Origin of the sequence: Niallia sp. HCP3S3_B10, assembly GCF_052064465.1 — a bacterium.
Lineage (GTDB): Bacteria > Bacillota > Bacilli > Bacillales > Cytobacillaceae > Niallia > Niallia hominis.
In genome coordinates, this window is sequence record NZ_JBQHVO010000079.1 from 1 (window position 1) to 20095 (window position 20095).

Here is a 20095-nt window from a genome sequence, read left to right on the forward strand (position 1 = left end):
GAAAACATTTAGAAAACGGATACAAAATTAGAAGTTTTACTTTATAAAAAGGGAGCTAAAAAAAACTCCCACAAAAACTTGACTCAATCTTAAGGAAAATGGCGTTAGGAGCGAAAGGAATTATATGATACACTGTTACATAGTGAAAAGTAGAAAGTAGGAAATAAAAATATGCATATTTTATTTATTGGGGATGTTGTCGGTTCAATGGGCCGAGACATGATTAAAGAGTACGTACCAAAGCTAAAGGATAAATACAGACCACAGTTAACGATTATCAATGGAGAGAATGCTGCTGGCGGAAAAGGTATTACAGAGAAAATTTATCGTAGCTTTCTGGAAATCGGTGCTCAAGCGATAACAATGGGGAACCATACATGGGATAATCGCGAGATATTTGAGTTTATTGATAAGGCGAAATATTTAGTGCGTCCCGCTAACTTTCCAGAAAATAACCCTGGTAAAGGGATGGTTTTTGTTAAAATTAATGATATGGAAGTAGCTGTTATTAATTTACAAGGTCGTACCTTCATGAATCCAAGTGATGATCCATTTATCGTAATTGATAGCTTAGTGAAGGAAGCGAAAAAGCGTACAAATATAATTTTTGTTGATTTTCACGGAGAAGCAACAAGTGAAAAGCAAGCAATGGGTTGGTATTTAGATGGAAAGGTTACAGCGGTGGTTGGAACACATACACATGTGCAAACAGCTGATAATCGCATTCTTCCAAATGGGACTGCATTTATGGCAGATGTGGGCATGACAGGTCCTTATGATGCTATTCTTGGTATGCAAAAAGAATTGGTGCTAAATCGCTTTTTAACGAATTTGCCAACACGCTTTGAGCCGCCAAAAAGTGGGAGAGCTCAGCTGAGCGGATGTCTGATTGAAGTAGATAAGAAGACAGGTAAAGCAAAGAAAATTGAGCGCATTTTAATTAATGAGGACCACCCCTTTTATTCCTAACAGAATGTAGCTCTTCCTTTTTCCCTGAAAATCAAATATTTTCTAAGTTTTTATGTCCAAGCTGGAATATGTGTATTAAACTTGGAATATAGTAACATTGGAATGATATATATCCTGATATGTTCATTAATCTTAATGAAACATGCGGGGGGGTTAAACAAGGAGGAGCTAGAAATGGAGATATTAAAGGTTTCAGCAAAGTCTAGTCCCAATTCTGTAGCTGGTGCGCTTGCAGGTGTTCTACGAGAAAGAGGTGGAGCGGAAATCCAGGCAATTGGTGCAGGTGCATTAAATCAAGCGGTTAAAGCAGTTGCTATCGCAAGAGGGTTTGTAGCACCTAGCGGAGTGGATTTAATCTGTATCCCTGCCTTCACTGATATTGTAATTGACGGTGAGGAAAGAACGGCCATCAAGCTCATTGTGGAGCCTAGATAAAGAGAAAATAAGATTATAGGAAAAAAAGAAAGGAAAGCGTGATGCTCATGCTTTCCCCGATTTATCCCTTCTTATGGTTGGTGAATTTGCTCGAGCAGCTTGAATCCTTTTAGGGAGATTTTAATTTAGAATGAAATAGAGCAAACCTTCAAAAAGAAGGGGGGTGTCTTATCGATTAGGTTTCGTTCCACAGCAGCAAGAGTTAAGTTAGAGAATAGACATTCTTTTTAACGAATCTCTTAAAAGCTGTGCTTTTTGTAACCGAATGAATGAGACATCCTTTCTTTTTTATTATGGCTGTGATTCATCAGGTTTGCCTCTTTAACCATTCAAAACAACTTTTTTTAAAATTGAAAATTCAGGTTTAAATAGTTTGAGATTAATGATATCTTGGTGGAAGGCCAATTAAGATTTACATAGAAGAAAATAAAGAGCATAATCGTATAGGAGTGAATTTTTTGAATTACTTTGATGGGCATTGCGATGTATTATTAAAAATGTTTAAGGATAAAATGATTAATTTTCAGAATAGTAAAAAACTTCATATAACGAAAGAAGGACTCCAAAAGGGTGGAGCAAAGATCCAATGCTTTGCCATCTATATTCCAGAATCCATTCATCCAGATATGAAGTTTGAAGCTGCATTATCCATGGCAACTATTTTTAATGAAAAAATCCTACAGCCCAACCCAGATCTTAAATTTATCCGTAATAAAATGGATATCGAGCAATTGAAAGATGGAGAAATTGGCGCGATTCTAACACTTGAGGGCTGTGATGCAATCGCTGGCGATTTATTGAAATTAAAGACATTGCTTCAATTAGGCGTATCAGCAGTCGGACTAACCTGGAACTACGCCAATGCTGTTGCAGATGGTGCGTTAGAGCCAAGAGGGGCTGGTTTATCTTTATTTGGAAGAGAAACAGTAAAACTACTAAATCAACAAGATATATTAGTAGATGTTTCCCACTTGTCAGAAAACTCCTTCTGGGATGTCATGGAACTTGCCGATCATCCGTATGCATCCCACTCAAATACATATAATCTTTGTCCACATCCTCGTAATCTACGAGATGACCAAATAAAGGCTTTGATTGAAGCAGACAGCGTAATCGGGATTACTTTTGTGCCGCAATTTTTAAGTGGCACAAATGCTGCAACCATTACAGATGTATTACGGCATTTAGATTATATCTGTTCCCTAGGAGGAGAGGATCATGTCGGCTTTGGTTCTGATTTTGATGGAATCTCTCAAACCGTTAAAGGGTTATCTTCTACTGCCGATTACCCGAATCTAATTAACGAACTTATGAAATATTATACTAGTAGCCAAGTAGAGAAGTTTTTATTTTCGAATATGGTAAAAAGATTTCCGAAATAAAGGGTAATTTTAAAAAGCATCCGGGCAGTTGCGTTCTCTCCTTTTGAGGTAGGAAAACGCAACTGCCCGTTGCTGTAAGATTCCTATATATAGATAAAGAAAATAGTAGAAATTCTTCTTTCTAACCTAGCTATTGTTTTCAAAAGGTCAAAGGCTTATACTAGAATAATGAAAATATGTCTATAAAGAATAGTACATATGAAGAAAAGATTGTTGTTTATATTGCGACAGTACCGAACTTCTGCGGGGAGCAAGTGGTTAACCTGGCTAAATCAGTGGAAACCATGTTATAAAGAAAACAATCTATAAGAACTAACCTAAACCATGTATATTAACAAACTTATGGATGAAACAAGTTCATCGATAAGAGAGGAGTAGTTGAAATGAACGAAAAACAACGTTTAGAAGGACAAAAAATTGAAAGCAATAATTCTTCGGACAAAAAATCCGAAAAGGATTACAGCAAATATTTCGAAACAGTGTATAAAGCACCATCTTTAAAAGATGCCAAAAGACGTGGAAAAGAAGAAGTTCGTTATGAAAAAGATTTCTCTATTTCCGAACAATTCCGTGGAATGGGAGAAGGACGCAAATTCTACATTCGCACATACGGTTGTCAAATGAATGAGCATGATACAGAGGTAATGGCAGGAATTTTCTTAGCATTAGGCTATGAAGCTACAGATACTGTAGATGATGCCAATGTTATTCTTCTTAATACATGCGCGATTCGTGAAAATGCAGAAAATAAAGTATTTGGTGAATTAGGACATTTAAAGCATTTAAAAACAGAAAAACCAGATCTTTTAATCGGGGTTTGTGGCTGTATGTCCCAAGAAGAATCCGTAGTAAATAAGATTTTAAAAACATACACACAAGTAGATATGATCTTTGGAACACATAATATTCACCGTTTACCAAATATTCTTCAAGAAGCATATATGTCTAAAGAAATGGTTGTGGAAGTTTGGTCTAAAGAAGGGGACGTTATCGAGAACCTTCCGAAAGTACGTAACGGAAAAATAAAAGCATGGGTTAATATCATGTATGGCTGTGATAAATTCTGTACCTATTGTATCGTTCCATATACTCGAGGAAAAGAACGTAGCCGCCGTCCAGAGGATATTATTCAAGAAGTACGTCAATTGGCTGCACAAGGTTATAAAGAAATCACCTTGCTTGGTCAAAATGTAAACGCCTATGGAAAAGATTTCACGGACATTGATTTCCGCTTCGGTGATTTAATGGAAGAAATGCGCAAAATTGATATCCCACGTGTTCGTTTTACTACAAGTCATCCACGTGATTTTGATGATCATTTAATCGAAGTGCTTTCTAAAGGCGGTAACTTAGTAGAACATATCCATTTACCAGTTCAGTCTGGTTCATCAGATGTGTTAAAAATTATGGCACGTAAATATACGAGAGAAAAATACTTAGAATTAGTTCGCAAAATGAAGGCAGCTATTCCTAATTTAACACTAACAACAGATATTATTGTTGGGTACCCAAATGAAACAGATGAGCAATTCGAAGAAACATTGTCTCTTTACAAAGAGGTTGGCTTTGAAGCGGCTTATACATTCATTTATTCACCGCGTGAAGGTACGCCAGCTGCGAAAATGAAAGATAATGTTCCAATGGAAGTGAAAAAGGAACGTTTACAGCGCCTAAATGCTTTAGTTAATGAGTATTCTGCTAATTCCATGAAGGGCTACCAAGATCAAATTGTGGAAGTCCTTGTGGAAGGGGAAAGTAAGAATAATCCAGATGTACTTGCTGGATATACACGCAAAAACAAGCTAGTAAACTTTGTTGGACCAAAATCAGCTATCGGTAAACTTGTATCTGTTAAAATTACGGATGCGAAAACATGGTCATTAAACGGGGAAATGATTGAGGTATTAGAAGCGGAAGCTGTTGAGGCAAACTAATGGCTAAGTATACAAAAGAAGAAATCATCGAGCGAACAGAACAACTTGCCAAGATGATTCGTGATACAGAAGAAGTCGAATTTTATCAGCGGGCAGAACAGCAAATCAATCAAAACAAAAAAGTGAATGATCGAATTGCTCAAATCAAAAAATTGCAAAAACAAGCAGTCAATCTTCAGCACTATGGGAAAATTGCCGCTTTAAAAGAAACGGAAGCAAAAATTGATGCCCTGCAAAAAGAAATCGATGAGCTCCCAATCGTCAGCGAGTTTAAAGAATCACAGGAAATCGTCAATGAAATGCTCCAAATGGTAACAAAAACTATCGCAGATACAGTTGAAACCGAAATTCTTTCCGTTGATAAGAAGAAAGAAGAGTAAAAAGGGTTTTTGTTAGATTAGAATGTTCATTGAGTTAAATAACGTTTAACATTCTTCCGTTGATTGGAGCTGAAAGCAATAGGCTTCATTTATTTGCGAATACAATTAAAATGCCCAAAAGTAGAAAAACCAAGCATATTCTCGCTTGGTTTTTTACTTATTTTGATTATTTAAAATGTTAATTGCTCGTAAGAAAGCTTTCCGATATTCCTGTTGTTCCTTCATAGCTGTTTGCAAGGTAGAAAGCAGTGCTTTATTCAGCTGTTTCGTTTCTTTATCTTTCGCATTTCCATTATTAATCGTTTGTTGAAGAAATGTATAGACTAGAAATAGAACAGAATAGTTATCTACATAAGTTAGACTGACAGCACTTCCGCCATTTCCTCCTTCTGCATGTGTATTAACAGAAGGTCCTCCCGTTTCCAATATTTTATCAATAAGTTCCTCTGGTACGCCAAGCTCCTTCAATTTCTCAGCAGTTAAGCCAATATTTTTCTCTTGCGCCATTCTTTTCCCTCCTCCTGTTAGATATGTAAAAGAAAAGGGCAACCATCAATATGATGTTGCCCTTTATTATATGCTTCTCTCTTATAGGAGTGATTATCTTTAAAGGTGATTAACCTTCGTTCACCATTTCAGGGCTGTTTTCGTTGTAAGATACAGCAGTAGCAGCACCAGCAACGTTAGCATTAACTAAAATACCACCAACAAAGAAGTTTAATAAGTTAACACCTACAGCAGCACCACCAGCAGCACCAGAAGCAGTAAATTGGTTAGCAAGGTTACCATTTCCTTGAGTAGCGTTAGTGAATCCGCGAAGTTCTGCCCCTTTATTTCCAATGCCTTTACCTTTAGCAGTAACATCAGTACCAGCAACGCCAGAACCGTTACCTTTGTGACAATCAGATGTGTAGTTAGACAACATATGATTTCACCTCCTTTCAAAAGTAAGATTAATTCCTTATTTTTTGATGAAATCTGATAAATCTAGTGAAAAAATAGGCTTGCCATTCACGTTTAATTGGAGATTCCCATCATCATTTGAAGCATCAATAACAGGTAATTTCTCCTGTATCTTACTTAATGTTTCTTGATTTATTAAACTCTTTAGCGTTTCTGGATTAAGATTCGGCATTACTTTATCTTTAAGCGAATCTAAATCGATATTAGCCACTTTTTCTTTAATAGAATCTAAGTCAACATTCGATGCAACCTTTTCTTTCACTGCCTCCATGGTTCTTTCAGATACATTGCTTTTTAAACCTTCTGTTAATTTTTGAACCAATCCACCCATTTCAGTAGATAACTTACCGACTAATTCTTGTGCGTATTTAGCTCCTTCTTCACCAGAAACCTCTTTGCCATTTACATTGAATTTAAAATCAAACTGATCGTTGTTATTAAATAACCCTGCCAACTTCCTCACCCCCTTACCGTATACTACAGTATATAAAGATTTGACCAAGCTGTATCCGCGAATGTATTAATACAAACGCATATTTTTTTATGAGTTAAAAATTTTATCGAAGGAATGCTGAGTTTTACCCATAAATAGAATGGAAGTAGATCCATTCAAAGGCATGGAGTGGAGCTTTGCAAAAGCAAGGATATCCGTCTAGAAAAATGGCTAATATCGGCACACTTACCCAAGTTTTACATACAATGAAGTAGATTTAAGCATTACTTACAGTCTTTAAAATTTGTCGCACACTAGACTCCTATCCCGCATAGGATGAAATGAAAATGAATGAGGAGGTTTCGCTCGAACATGGGAGAATATAGAGAGATTATTACAAAGGCAGTCGTAGCGAAAGGACGCAAATTCACAAAATCCAATCATACGATCTGTCCAGACAACAGCCCTTCAAGCATCTTGGGCTGCTGGATTATCAACCATACGTATGAAGCAGAAAAGGTTGGTAAAACAGTAGAAATTTGCGGATACTATGACATAAATGTTTGGTATTCCTATAATGACAACACACAAACAGAAGTAGTTACAGAGCGTGTAAAATATACAGATGTCATTAAACTAAAGTATCGCGATCCTGACTGCCTAGAAGACCACGATGTGATTGCAACAGTATTACAGCAACCAAACTGTATCGAAGCAGTAATTTCTCCAAATGGCAATAAAATTATTGTTCATGTAGAAAGAGAATTTATTGTAGAAGTTATTGGAGAAACAAAAATTTGTGTAGAAGTATGCACAGATGAATGTGGTAAAGATGACGACACATGGTTTGAAGATGACGTAGAAGACGAAGAATTTGAAGAATTAAATCCAGACTTTTTAGTAGGCGGAGAAGAAGAGTAAAGGCTAGGAGCTTCCTAGTCTTTTTTTCTATGCTTATTACCTGATAGTAGCATTGTAGAAAGCTGAATGATAGAAGCTTTACTTGTGAAGCACTACTAGTCGAATGTTTTTACGGAAAGAAGGGGAATAGTGTGTCTGCGTCATGTAATGGACTGGTCTAACAAAGAAAAGGAAACCAAATTAGCTGTCTTTTCCCAAAACCCCCCACTCAAATATTCTATTTCTTTATGGTATAATGAGAAAATAATAGATTTGGACTTGGATTTTGGAGGAAGTTATGACAACATATACGCCAATGATACAACAATACTTACAGGTAAAGGCAGATTATCAGGATGCCTTTTTATTTTTTCGTTTAGGAGACTTTTACGAAATGTTCTTTGATGATGCGATCAAAGCATCACAAGAGCTTGAAATTACATTAACAAGCAGAGAAGGGGGCGGAGCAGAACGAATCCCGATGTGTGGAGTTCCTCATCATTCTGCGCCAAACTATATTGAACAGCTTGTTGAGCGTGGCTACAAAGTGGCAATTTGTGAACAAACAGAAGACCCGAAGCAAGCAAAGGGTGTCGTAAAAAGAGAAGTGGTTCAGCTAATCACACCTGGTACGATGATGGAAGGGAAAAATCTATCAGATAAAGAAAACAATTATATTGCAACCATATCAACATTGACAGACGAAAAATTTGGCTTTGCATACAGCGATTTATCGACAGGGGAAAGCAAGGCAACCATATTAACTGGAATCGATTCATTATTGAATGAATTATCGTTATCAGGGGCGAAAGAAGTGGTTGTTGCAGACGACTTTTCAAAAGAGTATTTGAAGAGATTACAGGAGCGGGGAACGATAACCCTTTCGATTGAAAATGATATTGTTGAAAAAGACATGCATGTTTCTTTATTACAAGGAATAGAAGAACAACAGCTGAAAAATACCGTTACTCGTTTGTTCAATTACTTATATCGTACACAAAAACGAAGCCTGGATCACTTACAGCCAGTTTCTATTTATGTAATCGATCAATTTATGAAAATTGATTATTATTCAAAGCGAAATTTAGAGTTAACAGAAACGATTCGTTCAAAAGGGAAAAAAGGTTCACTGCTATGGCTCTTGGATGAAACGAAAACTGCGATGGGTGGCAGATTGCTAAAACAATGGATCGATCGTCCATTATTAAATAAGGACGAGATTGAAAATCGCCAAAACTTAGTAGAAACAATGATTAGTCATTATTTTGAGCGCCAAGATTTGCGAGAAAAATTAAAGGAAGTATACGATTTAGAACGCTTAGCAGGTCGCGTTGCTTTCGGTAATGTCAATGCAAGAGATCTTGTGCAACTAAAAAAATCGTTACAGCAAATACCGATTATTCAGCAAATCGTGGCATCATTCGGGTCAAAAGAAGCAAGCAGCCTTGCAGATAAATTGGATCCATGTGAAGATATTACCGATTTATTAGAACGTGCGATTGTGGAAAATCCGCCACTTTCTATTAAAGAAGGAAATATTATTTTAGATGGTTATCATCCTGAATTAGACAGCTACCGGGATGCAAGTCGAAACGGCAAGACATGGATTGCTCAGCTGGAAAGAGAAGAACGGGAAAAAACGGGCATTAAATCACTAAAGATTGGCTATAACCGTGTATTTGGCTACTATATTGAAGTGACGCGTGCCAATGTTCATCTTTTACAAGAAGGACAATATGAGCGCAAACAGACACTTGCCAATGCAGAACGCTATATTACGCCTGCATTAAAGGAAAAAGAGAGCCTAATCTTACAAGCGGAAGAAAAAATGGTCGAGCTGGAATATGAAATTTTTACGACAATCCGCGAAACGATTAAAGAATATATTCCCCGCTTACAGAAGCTAGCCAAAACAGTAAGTGCACTAGATGTATTGCAGTGTTTTGCAACTGTCAGTGAGGATCGTCGCTATGTGAAGCCGCAATTTTCTGCGGACCGAACACTTTCTATTAAAAATGGCCGTCACCCTGTAGTAGAAAAGGTGATGAACGCACAGAGCTATGTAGCAAATGATTGCACCATGCATAAAGACCGAGAATTACTGTTAATTACAGGACCGAATATGTCTGGTAAAAGTACGTATATGCGCCAGATTGCTTTAACCAGTATTTTAGCGCAAATTGGTTGTTACGTCCCAGCAGACGAAGCAGTTCTTCCGCTATTTGACCAAGTATTTACAAGAATTGGTGCCGCAGATGATCTTATTTCTGGACAGAGTACGTTTATGGTTGAGATGCTAGAAGCGAGAAATGCCCTGTTGCATGCCACCAATAATAGTTTAATCTTATTCGATGAAATTGGCCGAGGCACAAGTACCTATGATGGAATGGCGCTTGCACAAGCCATTATTGAATATATCCACCATGAAGTCGGGGCAAAGACATTATTCTCGACTCACTATCATGAGCTAACCGTACTTGCAGATGAGCTTCCGTCCTTAAGCAATGTTCATGTAAGTGCGATGGAGCAAAATGGAAAAGTTGTCTTCCTTCACAAAATAAAAGAAGGAGCAGCAGATAAAAGCTATGGTATTCACGTCGCCCAGCTTGCAGAATTACCAGAGGCACTTATTGAACGAGCACAAGAGCTATTAACAAGCCTAGAGCAAAAAGATCAATTCGCTGAAGAAGCAGCAGTGGCGGAAGTCGAGCAACCTACCGTAAAAGCAGAAAAGATCGAAGAAGAGGCACAATTATCCTTCTTTGGTACAGAAGAAGAGAAAAAGCCGCACAAAGTGCTTTCTACTAAGGAAAAGCAAATTGTAGCGAAGCTTAAAGAGATAGATATTCTAGAAATGACGCCAATGCAGGCATTAAATACATTATATGAGCTTCATAAAAAAGTCCGAAATGATAGATGAAGTGGATTTGGTGAGTGGGATGAACGTTTGAATAGGGTTATCGTTGAGGAAAGTGGTTTTCATAAGCGAAATGAACGCCAGAAAAAAGAGGAATCCCAGAAAAAGTGGTTATCATACACAAAATAAAAGCCGAAATTAGAACCACCGTTCATTCTAATGCTAAACTACCACCAATCTGAAAATAAGTAAGAAAGAAAAGAGGAGAAACAATGGCAAAGATTATTCAACTGGATGATGCACTCTCGAATAAAATTGCTGCAGGTGAAGTTGTTGAGCGGCCAGCCTCTGTTGTAAAAGAGTTAGTAGAAAATAGTATTGACGCAAAAAGTACTTCGATTGAAATTTTTATCGAAGAGGCTGGTTTGCAAAGCATCCGCATTCTTGATAATGGACTAGGAATTGACGAAGAGGATGTCTTAACTGCTTTTTCCAGACATGCGACAAGTAAAATTAAAGACGAAAATGACTTATTCCGGATTCGTACCCTTGGCTTCAGAGGAGAGGCACTACCAAGTATTGCCTCTGTCTCACAAGTTACCTTAACAACTTCCACTGGGGAAAAGGGTACAACGATCGAACTCAAAGGCGGTCATTTAGTGAAACAGGAAGGCGCACCTGGAAGAAGAGGTACAGAGATTATCGTCAGCGATTTGTTCTTTAATACGCCAGCAAGATTAAAATATATGAAATCGATTCATACTGAGCTTGGCAATATTACTGATATCGTCAATCGACTTGCCCTTGCGCATCCTGATATTAGCTTTCGCCTAGTCCATAATGACCGAAAGCTCCTTCATACGAATGGCAATGGGGATGTAAGACAAGTTCTTGCGAGCATTTATGGCTTAACTATTGCAAAAAAAATGATTCCAATTTCAGCAAGCACCCTTGACTTTAAATTAAGTGGCTATATGGCGCTGCCAGAAATTACACGAGCGTCACGTAACTATATTTCCACGATGATTAATGGACGCTTTATTAAAAACTATTCTCTCGTACGTAGCATTCAGGAAGGCTATCATACGTTGCTGCCGATTGGAAGATATCCAATTGTTCTCTTAAATGTGGAAATGGATCCGATTCTAGTTGATGTCAATGTCCATCCATCGAAAATGGAAGTGCGCTTTAGTAAAGAACAAGAGCTGTATGAACTTGTAAGTACTACCATTAAAGCAGCTTTCAAGAAAAAAGAGCTTATTCCAGCTGGACTAATCCGCGAGAAAAAGACTGCATCAAAAGAAGAGCAAGCAGCGTTTAGCTTTGACACGGTGCGTGAGCCAGCAATGCCAATATCTGCTCCAAAATCAGAACCAACTGTTTCGATTTCAACAGAAGAGCAAGAGGAAAAGCCAACTTGGAACGAGCCAATAGAAGAACCACCAAGTAGTTGGCAAGCTGGAGAAGCTAGAGAAGAAACAACAATAACAGATACCACAGCCTTTTTCTTTGAACAGAAAGGAAGCAATTTCATTCCAACTGCACCAGTAGAAGAGATAGAGGAAACGTGGGGTGAGGAAGAAATAGCCGACGTCGTGGAAGGTCCCAGAGTTCCGCCCCTTTATCCAATTGGGCAAATGCACGGAACTTACATCTTTGCGCAAAACGAAAGAGGACTATACATCATCGACCAGCACGCAGCCCAAGAACGAATCAAATACGAATTTTTCCGGGAAAAAGTTGGAGAAGTGCATAATGAATTACAGGAAATGCTCATCCCATTAACATTAGATTATTCTCTAGATGAATGGATGAAAATAGAAGAAAATAAAGCTGAATTAGAAAAAGTAGGCGTATTTCTCGAACCATTTGGCCAGCAAAGCTACCTAGTTCGCTCCCATCCACAATGGTTCCCAAAAGGAGAAGAAAAAGAAACAATCGAAGAAATGATCGAACAAGTTCTCTCCATGAGAAAAGTAGACATCAAGCTTTTACGAGAAGAAGCAGCCATTATGATGAGCTGCAAAGGCTCTATTAAAGCAAACCGCCATTTGCGAAATGATGAGATTCAAAGTTTATTAGACGAACTTCGGACTACATCCGATCCATTTACATGTCCGCATGGTAGACCGATTATTGTGCATTATTCGACTTATGAGATGGAGAAGATGTTCAAGAGAGTTATGTAAATAATAAAGTGAGCCCCTATAATATTCCTTATTGAACTAGAAAAATACACTAATTGAATGGGAAGGCTTAGAATTTAATCATCTTGTGTAATATAAAGGTCTGCCCCGAAAATCAGCATCCACTGATTTTTGGGGTAGACCTTTTTTTCATTCACAAAGTGAAACTTTTTCACTATTCAAACGTATTTCCTAAGAGAGGGGTGAGTAAAATAAATAAATTTGTAAGAAAATTTATGTCCATTTTATTCATTGTATTGTTGCCAATGGTAGTTGGGTGTTCGGCTCAAAATGCCTCAGAGGAAAAAAACAGTAAAACACTTGAAACGGTATTGAACGAAACGTTTACCGTACCTAATAAGGAGCTTCGTGATATTTTAGAAGATCCAAATAATTACACGATAATAGCTGCGAAAGAAAAAATTAATTCAACTAATAACTTGGATGCTTATTTAGTGAAGAAGTATAAGGCATATTTTACTTCCTATAAAAAATTCGAGCTTAATCTAAATAAAGCGTTAAAAGAATTGGAAAATCATGAAATAATAGATGTGAAGTTTGCGGTGAACAATGAACCTTTTACGGAGCAAGAAATCTACGCAGCAGTCATTTTATATAAAGCATAAGGTTTCAATAAATTCTTTTCCAATTCTAATCCGTAAACAAAAATGTCAGGAGCTGTTTAATTATGAAAAAATTACTTGCTTCCCTTCTTATTTTATTCACTTTGCTTGGTTGTTCCAATAAAGGGAAAGAGTCTGACGTAAAATCAAGTGATACTGATTCACTCGAAGAACAAATTTCGAGTGTAATAGCAGAACATCAATTAAAGAATAAAGAAATTATTGATTACGATCTAAAAGATGATTTCATTTATGTTATTTTTAAAAACAAGCATGAAAGCGGCAATACGCATAATCCTGATTTAGTTATTTTAGAGAATAAGGAAGGAAAGGTAAATTGGGTAGCGGGTCCAGAGGATCGTACAGGGTCTGTTGATACGTCTATGATATTTGCAAGAGAAGATGGTCCTACTGTTACTATTACGATGCCAACGGGAAATACAGCTGTCAAAGAGGTAAAAGTGCTTGGAGAATCTGCAAAAGCAGTAACCTATTTAGAGCATTTTACAGATGATTTTTCAAGAGCATATACCTATTGGATTTCTTATACAAAGGAAGAACCTACGTATGAGGATATTGAAGTGATTACGGAGTAGGGAAAGATAATCAATTTTTTTGTATAAGAGGAGATTTATATGGAAATAATCACATTCGGCAAAAAAGAAGAAGGGAAAGAATACATCATAAGACCTGCAGCGTATTGTGTGATCTTTAATAAGCAGAAAGATAAAATTGCCATCATTCAAACTAGTGATGGCAACTACTTTCTTCCGGGTGGAGGAATAGAAAAGAATGAGACCCATAAAGAATGCTTAGTAAGAGAAGCTTTGGAAGAAATGGGAATGGACATTGAAATAAATTCCTTTATTGGGAGTGCGCGCAGATATTTTTACTCAACAAATGAATATAAGTATTATCTGAGTGAAGGGTATTTCTATATATGCAAGATCGTTAAACAAATAGGGGAACCAACAGAGGAAGGTCATTTTCTAAAATGGCTAGAACCAATTCAAGCAATAGAAGGTTTATTTCATGAACATCAAAGCTGGGCAATTCAGGAAGCATTACGAAAAGGATAACAATTTTCACTTATCTGAGCTTGGAGGCGTAATAAATGGAATACTATAAATATTTAAGGCAGCATGTAGGGCATAAGCCACTTATTCTACCTGGTTCTGTTGTCATCATGCTAAATGAACAAGAGGAAGTGTTATTGCAAAAAAGGCTTGATGGATATTGGGGATTGCCAGGTGGGTTAATGGATTTAGGGGAGAGCTTTGAAGAAGTAGCAAGAAGAGAGGTCTTTGAAGAAACAGGATTAAAAGTTGAAAATCTTACATTACTAAATGTATTTTCTGGTTCTGATTATTATTTTAAAATCCCCAATGGCGATGAAGTATATGCAGTAACAGCAGTGTATTTTACGAAAGATATAAGTGGAGAAATGAACATTGATTATAATGAGTCAGAAAAAATGCAGTATTTTCCTTTAAATAAATTGCCTAGTGAATTATCGGATGAATATAGAGGATATCTGGAGAAATATATAGAATGGGAAAATAATGTGTTGTGATAGCGGAAGCATTTAATTATAAGAGGTGTAGGAATGGAAAATCTAGAACAGCTCAGAATAAAATTAAAGACCATTGAAAAATGGGAGAAAAACCAAAAAGGGTTGTTCTTCTGGGAAAAAATCGGGCGGCTTCCATTTGTGCTGTTAGACAAATGGACACCGAAATACATACAAGACAAAATACATATCCTATTAGATGAAATTGCAGTATATATTGACAATGGTGGAAAATATTTAGTGAATAAGGAAAAAACAGTACATAAAGTAAAAAAAGAATTATCCTTACAGAAGGATATAAAACTTGATGATATAAAATACTTTTCTATTGATTCCATGGAAAAGACAGCAGAAGCCTTTATAAAAAGTCATGCTAAGAATGCGCAAATTCAGGGGGCTACAACTGGATTTGGGGGGATTTTTACTCTCGCTGTAGATATTCCCCTTATTTTTGGGATTACCTTAAAGACTATACAAGAAGTGGCGGTTGCATATGGATATGACCCATCCAATAAGGAAGAACGAATATTCATGATCAAATGTATGCAATTTACGTCATCTGATATAGTTGGAAAAAAAGCAATCTTAAATGAATTGACAAATGCACAAGAGGAGGAAGGCTTTGCGCAGCTACAAGGCTGGAGAGAGGTATTCGCCTCTTATCGAGATAATTTTGGTTGGAAAAAGCTGTTTCAAATGATTCCCGTCGCTGGAATGATTTTTGGTGCGTATATGAATAAATCAGCCATAAAAGATGTGGGAGAAGTTGCGAATAAGCTCTATCAAAAGCGTAGGGTATTGGAGAGAATAGAGCAATACACAGGTAAGGTGGAGTAGTCCTTCTTTTTTTGATTACAAGGAAGATTGAATCGGCTACAATCTTCATATAAGACAAGTAAGTATAAAATATGCGCTTGTTTTTATGTAAGTTCCCCCTAATCGAATAGGGAGGGCACTGAAAAAGTCTAGTTCTCCAAATAAAATGAGGTTTTATTTATTTGAAAGCGAATAATAAGTTGGTTTGGAGAGGTGTCCGCTTGACTCCTATGGGAGCAGCGAGAAAGTCCGAGACCCTGCAGGAGCGTGAGCTGTGAAGCGGCTCGGCGCTCGCCCCAATGAGTCATGTGGTCACCTCGGAAAACAATTTACACATCTAAGTTTAAAAGGCGGTTACAATCAATCATCAATAGCTATCAGTTTTTCAGTGCCCTCCGAATAGGGGTCAGGGGTTGGAGCTATTTTCTTTTTGGCTCCTGGATCGATACATGCTTTGGACGTTTTGGATACGATGCTTTGCCTGCATCTGGTCCAGTAAGATCATTTCGCTGGTCTAGAACTTTCCCAGTATATTCAATCGGATTTTGCTTGTTCATCTTTACCACCTCCAATAATAGGATGGGTAAAAATAAAAATCCAATGACAGGTAATTTTTCCATGGAGGAGTAAACCTTTTTTCATCGATAGGGGAAAAAAGGTTACAAGGATAAAAATTGGAAATGATATCTACTTAAAAGAGTCTGATTCAAATGAAAAATTCCATTCCGATTAGCTTCGTTTTGTTTTGTTCGATTTGTACTATTGAGAAAGTGTCCGCTCTTTACTTCTTGGTTATTTGATCCAAAAATAGCTCATATTAAGTTATACACACTTAAAAAAGGAGTTATAGATAATTGAATCAAATAAAGATATTCTCGCTTATACCTATATTTTTACAAATACTGTTAAATGCTTCCCTGTTTCTTATAGGATTGATTTTAAGTTTTCTGCTTATAAAGGAAACATGGTATATTTTTACATATGTAGCCTTTGTACCAGAGAATGAACAAGATTATTATTTATTCACAGAGGAGCTGCTTACTTACTTTTTATACTTTGAATTTATCGCTTTAATTATAAAGTATTTTGGATCTCAGTTTCACTTTCCGTTACGCTATCTTATTTACATTGCTATTACAGCAATTGTAAGACTAATTATTATTGAGCATGATGATCCAATTAATGCTTTCTGGTGGGCATTGGCTATTCTCATTTTAATTATTTCCTTATTATTAACAAACTTAAAACTTCTAAAAAAGGATTATTAATCCATTATGTTTCCTTATTGAATAAAAGGATTAGATGGGGGGGATGTAGAAACAAATATGGGGGTTGATAAAGGAAGGAGGAACAGTATGGGGAAATTCAGTTTGTTTGGAAAATTTACTGTTCAAGAGGGCGAACGTGAAACAATGGTTGCTATTTTGTTGGAAGCAGCAGAATCAATGAAGAATCTGGATGAATGTGAAGTGTATCTTGTTAATATTTCTGAAAGTGATCCAAATTCTGTTTATATTTATGAAGTTTGGAGTAATGAAAATGCCCATCAAGCCTCTCTGACTCTTGAAGTCACACAAACATTAATAAGGCGCGCCAAACCACTCCTTACTGGAATGGAAAGAATCAATACTCTTCAAACAATAGGTGGAAAAGGAGTACGATCAAAGTCTTACTAGTTTCAATAGCCTCAAAGTTCAGATGTTACATACTATGTAAAAATTAAGCGTCTATCCCTTTTTTTCATAAAGGTAGACGTTTTTTCTTATTTAATAAGAAATAGAAGGCTAAATAATAGCTTTAGAGAAAAACTAGACTACAAAAAGAAGGAACATTAAGGTAAAATAGACTTTTATATAGCTAATGGACCATTTTTTTCGAGTAATTTAGAAAGATACAATAGTATTGTGAGGATTTTTTAAATGATAGACAATGAATTTTTACCTAGTATAAAGCTTTATCGTATGATTATTGGCATTTTTATTGTATTAATGAGTGCAGGGTTAGTTTTAATATACATAGAAGATGATCGAATCATTTCTTTATCTTTCCTTTTGCAATTTATATTCGTTATAAGCATTTCTGTGCTATTAATCATCTTTCCAAAAAGGGATTCCGTAAATTATAGAGCTGCGATTATTATTTGCATGTCAGCATACTTTTTCTTTATGTATTTACGGTTTCCCGAGAGATTTGCTTTGCTATTACTTATTAGTTTTATCCCAGTTATTCCAGTGTTATTTTTGCATATCCGATTATTCTATATCACATTGATTGGTAACATTACAATTACTATTAGCATTATTATCTACATGATGATGGTTGATACACCTAGTATACATATTTATAATTATTTGGACTTCTTTGGAGTTGCGATTAATTTCTTGGCGACACAGCTTTTGCTACTTTTTCTTTTTCTTCTCTTCCAAAAAAGGATGAAGAATCAAGAATTATATTACGATCAAGTGAAGCAAGCTGAAAAACTTAGGACAACTGGACAGCTTGCGGCAGCTGTTGCACATGAAATTCGCAATCCTATAACGGTGGTAAAAGGATTTATTCAACTACATGAAAATGATAAGGCATTGCCAGAACATATCAAAAAGCATTACAAACTAATGTTGGATGAGCTACAAGTTGCCGAAACGGTTATTTCTGATTTTTTATCACTGGCAAAACCGGCGGAAACCAAGATGGAGATTGTATCGGTCAATACTGCACTTCATACTGTGATGGACTTACTAAACACCTATGCTATGAATGATACGATTCATATTGAATTAGAAATGGCAAGAGATTATGAAATTAAATGTAATATAATGGAGTTTAAGCAATTATTTATAAATTTATTAAAAAATGCGATTGAAGCTTCTCATCATGGAGATACAATTCGAGTAAAAGTGACCGGTGAACAGGATAATGTGAAAATAATGATAATCGATAGCGGTTCTGGAATGAGCCGAGAACAACAGGAGCAGATAGGAACCCCTTTCTATTCCTTAAAAGCCAAAGGTACAGGACTCGGCTTAATGATCTGTTATAGCATTATCCAAAAGTATGATGGAATGATTAACATTTGGAGCGAGGAAGGAAAGGGGACAGAGGTGACAGTCACCTTTCCTATTGTTAAAATCGATTCTTTGTAAAATATTGTGTGAAACGTCTGACTCCTTGCTACATAAGGATTTAGACGTTTTTTTATTAGGTGGAGGATTCGTTGAAAAAACTTTTTAAAAGGTTATCTGCCTATTATTTCATTTATAGAATAATAATTTATTTTTTAGGTAATCGGACAGGGATTTCATTGAATAAAACTATAAAAAAGAATGCTTTTCATTTTTTTTAGGGCAAACGAAGTATTCTTATTTTCTTAATAAAAATTTTGTTAATGAATCTTTTTTTTATACTATATTTTAGGGGTGACAAAAATGCCAAGAGTTAGCTACAAAAGTTCAGACGTTGACCTAATGGCAAGGATGATGAGGGCGGAAGCAGAAGGGGAAGGCCCACAAGGAATGCTGTATGTTGGAAATGTAATTGTTAATCGTCTTAAAGCAGATTGTACAGATTTTAAAGGTTTAAGAACCATTTCACAGGTTATTTTTCAAGTACAAGGAGGAAATTATTCTTTTGAAGCTGTTCAAAAAGGGAATGTATTTTATCAAAGAGCAAGAGCAGCTGAAAAAAATTAGCAAAACAAAATTTAGATTACTGGCGAGAACATCCAGGAAAATATGCCCTTTGGTATTTCAATCCATATGCTCCATGTCCTCCAACGTGGTATGGTCAACCGTTTGCAGGTCAATATAAAGATCATTGTTTTTACGAGCCAAAACCTGGAACCTGTGAAACTGTTTATACAGGAGGATAAGCCTATTTTAATCTGTACAGTAGATGATGGAGTAGGGTTGCAATAGGTTCATTTGGTAATAAAAAATAAGAGCTCTAAAATCCAATATAAATACAGAATTTAGCCCAAGTATCGGAATTAAGTTCAAAGAATTTAAAATATTTATTAGGAGTCTGTAACCTGGTATGCTAATTTCAATGGTTACAGACTCCTTTTTAGAATGAGAATATGAAGTATTTGGAACAGTGTAAATTGTATTTCAATTAGAGTCCAGAATTATCTGAATTTAATCAACACTTAATTGATAATCAAGTTAAGGTCGAGGAGATAAAAGAAGATAATGGTCATACTTTTTTCCACTTTTATGACCCAAATGGTAATAAACTTTAAGTACCTGGTAAGATTATTATCAATAAATTACCTTATTACATTACCGTGTGCTTTAGCCGAGCAAGAAAAAAAATTTATGTAGATTGTTCAAATAATAACAGAAAATTTTGTATAATTCATATTAATGCTACAATAATTTCTAATGATATACGTCTAAAACCTCGATACATAAGGGATTAGACGTTTCTTTATTATATCATAAGTAAGGCTAAGAAGAATTATCACTCAAAATAAGAGGATTGAGTCAAGTTTTTGTGGGAGTTTTTTTAGCTCCCTTTTTATAAAGTAAAACTTTTAATTTTGTATCCGCTTTCTAAATATTTTCTTTCATCAAAATTTCGTTTTTTTCTTTTTTTAAAAACCTTTTAATCCCTGTAAGGCAAAGTGAATGGGTTTTCCAATCGCTTGAT

At 36.0% G+C, this 20095-nt stretch carries 20 protein-coding genes and 2 pseudogenes; 18 read left to right on the forward strand and 4 right to left on the reverse strand.

Going from position 1 to position 20095, the window contains the following annotated elements; genetic code table 11:
- The first annotated feature begins 171 nt into the window (after positions 1–171).
- The 5 genes from ACTNDN_RS22420 to ACTNDN_RS22440 all read left to right on the forward strand — a co-directional run bounded on the left by ACTNDN_RS22420 (position 172) and on the right by ACTNDN_RS22440 (position 5100).
- Positions 172–969, forward strand: a complete 798-nt coding sequence (locus ACTNDN_RS22420) for a TIGR00282 family metallophosphoesterase (protein WP_031534615.1) — start codon at positions 172–174, stop codon at positions 967–969.
- A gap of 174 nt (positions 970–1143) precedes the next feature.
- On the forward strand, positions 1144–1404 hold the full coding sequence (gene spoVS / locus ACTNDN_RS22425; RefSeq protein WP_016201204.1) for a stage V sporulation protein SpoVS: 261 nt from the start codon (positions 1144–1146) through the stop codon (positions 1402–1404).
- A 458-nt stretch (positions 1405–1862) separates the two neighbouring features.
- Positions 1863–2786 carry a dipeptidase gene (locus ACTNDN_RS22430; RefSeq protein WP_031534616.1) on the forward strand — a complete coding sequence of 308 codons (924 nt, stop codon included), beginning with the start codon at positions 1863–1865 and terminating at the stop codon, positions 2784–2786.
- 383 nt (positions 2787–3169) lie between these two features.
- Positions 3170–4720 carry a tRNA (N6-isopentenyl adenosine(37)-C2)-methylthiotransferase MiaB gene (gene miaB, locus ACTNDN_RS22435; protein WP_235247668.1) on the forward strand — a complete coding sequence of 517 codons (1551 nt, stop codon included), beginning with the start codon at positions 3170–3172 and terminating at the stop codon, positions 4718–4720.
- Positions 4720–5100 carry a RicAFT regulatory complex protein RicA family protein gene (locus ACTNDN_RS22440; protein ID WP_235247667.1) on the forward strand — a complete coding sequence of 127 codons (381 nt, stop codon included), beginning with the start codon at positions 4720–4722 and terminating at the stop codon, positions 5098–5100. The genes miaB and ACTNDN_RS22440 overlap by 1 nt, the downstream gene beginning before the upstream one ends.
- Before the next feature lie 153 nt (positions 5101–5253).
- Here ACTNDN_RS22440 and ACTNDN_RS22445 read toward each other — a convergent pair whose 3' ends face one another.
- The 3 genes from ACTNDN_RS22445 to ACTNDN_RS22455 form a co-directional block, all read right to left on the reverse strand.
- A complete protein-coding gene (locus tag ACTNDN_RS22445; RefSeq protein ID WP_235247666.1) occupies positions 5254–5607 on the reverse strand; it encodes a hypothetical protein in 354 nt (117 codons plus the stop codon).
- 109 nt (positions 5608–5716) lie between these two features.
- On the reverse strand, positions 5717–6025 hold the full coding sequence (locus ACTNDN_RS22450) for a hypothetical protein (RefSeq protein ID WP_031534622.1): 309 nt from the start codon (positions 6023–6025) through the stop codon (positions 5717–5719).
- A gap of 36 nt (positions 6026–6061) precedes the next feature.
- Positions 6062–6517 (reverse strand): hypothetical protein, encoded by a 456-nt coding sequence (locus ACTNDN_RS22455; protein WP_031534623.1) that lies wholly within the window; start codon positions 6515–6517, stop codon positions 6062–6064.
- A gap of 351 nt (positions 6518–6868) precedes the next feature.
- Between ACTNDN_RS22455 and ACTNDN_RS22460 the strand changes: the two genes are divergently transcribed.
- From ACTNDN_RS22460 to ACTNDN_RS22495, 8 genes are all read left to right on the forward strand, one after another.
- Positions 6869–7417, forward strand: coding sequence for an outer spore coat protein CotE (locus ACTNDN_RS22460; protein WP_031534625.1), 549 nt, complete (start codon positions 6869–6871; stop codon positions 7415–7417).
- Between the two features lie 277 nt (positions 7418–7694).
- Positions 7695–10316, forward strand: a complete 2622-nt coding sequence (gene mutS / locus ACTNDN_RS22465) for a DNA mismatch repair protein MutS (protein ID WP_235247665.1) — start codon at positions 7695–7697, stop codon at positions 10314–10316.
- 209 nt (positions 10317–10525) lie between these two features.
- Positions 10526–12442 (forward strand): DNA mismatch repair endonuclease MutL, encoded by a 1917-nt coding sequence (gene mutL, locus ACTNDN_RS22470; protein ID WP_441132297.1) that lies wholly within the window; start codon positions 10526–10528, stop codon positions 12440–12442.
- Positions 12443–12642: 200 nt separating this feature from the next.
- Positions 12643–13065 (forward strand): hypothetical protein, encoded by a 423-nt coding sequence (locus ACTNDN_RS22475; protein ID WP_152910860.1) that lies wholly within the window; start codon positions 12643–12645, stop codon positions 13063–13065.
- Positions 13066–13127: 62 nt separating this feature from the next.
- On the forward strand, positions 13128–13658 hold the full coding sequence (locus ACTNDN_RS22480) for a hypothetical protein (protein WP_251627956.1): 531 nt from the start codon (positions 13128–13130) through the stop codon (positions 13656–13658).
- A gap of 39 nt (positions 13659–13697) precedes the next feature.
- Positions 13698–14141, forward strand: coding sequence for an NUDIX hydrolase (locus tag ACTNDN_RS22485; RefSeq protein ID WP_031534636.1), 444 nt, complete (start codon positions 13698–13700; stop codon positions 14139–14141).
- A 35-nt stretch (positions 14142–14176) separates the two neighbouring features.
- On the forward strand, positions 14177–14635 hold the full coding sequence (locus tag ACTNDN_RS22490; protein ID WP_031534639.1) for an NUDIX hydrolase: 459 nt from the start codon (positions 14177–14179) through the stop codon (positions 14633–14635).
- A gap of 33 nt (positions 14636–14668) precedes the next feature.
- Positions 14669–15469, forward strand: coding sequence for an EcsC family protein (locus tag ACTNDN_RS22495; RefSeq protein ID WP_031534641.1), 801 nt, complete (start codon positions 14669–14671; stop codon positions 15467–15469).
- A 398-nt stretch (positions 15470–15867) separates the two neighbouring features.
- Here the strand turns inward: ACTNDN_RS22495 and ACTNDN_RS22500 are convergent, their stop codons facing one another.
- A complete protein-coding gene (locus ACTNDN_RS22500; RefSeq protein WP_155986731.1) occupies positions 15868–16005 on the reverse strand; it encodes a hypothetical protein in 138 nt (45 codons plus the stop codon).
- Positions 16006–16302: 297 nt separating this feature from the next.
- Between ACTNDN_RS22500 and psiE the strand changes: the two genes are divergently transcribed.
- The 5 genes and pseudogenes from psiE to ACTNDN_RS22525 form a co-directional block, all read left to right on the forward strand.
- Positions 16303–16716, forward strand: a complete 414-nt coding sequence (gene psiE / locus ACTNDN_RS22505; RefSeq protein WP_035415921.1) for a phosphate-starvation-inducible protein PsiE — start codon at positions 16303–16305, stop codon at positions 16714–16716.
- Positions 16717–16803: 87 nt separating this feature from the next.
- Positions 16804–17124, forward strand: a complete 321-nt coding sequence (locus tag ACTNDN_RS22510; RefSeq protein WP_031534644.1) for a putative quinol monooxygenase — start codon at positions 16804–16806, stop codon at positions 17122–17124.
- 243 nt (positions 17125–17367) lie between these two features.
- A complete protein-coding gene (locus ACTNDN_RS22515) occupies positions 17368–18591 on the forward strand; it encodes a sensor histidine kinase (protein ID WP_235247662.1) in 1224 nt (407 codons plus the stop codon).
- A gap of 282 nt (positions 18592–18873) precedes the next feature.
- A pseudogene (locus tag ACTNDN_RS22520) lies at positions 18874–19316 on the forward strand (cell wall hydrolase).
- 246 nt (positions 19317–19562) lie between these two features.
- A pseudogene (locus tag ACTNDN_RS22525) lies at positions 19563–19685 on the forward strand (VOC family protein); the annotation flags it as partial.
- Between the last annotated feature and the right edge of the window lie 410 nt (positions 19686–20095).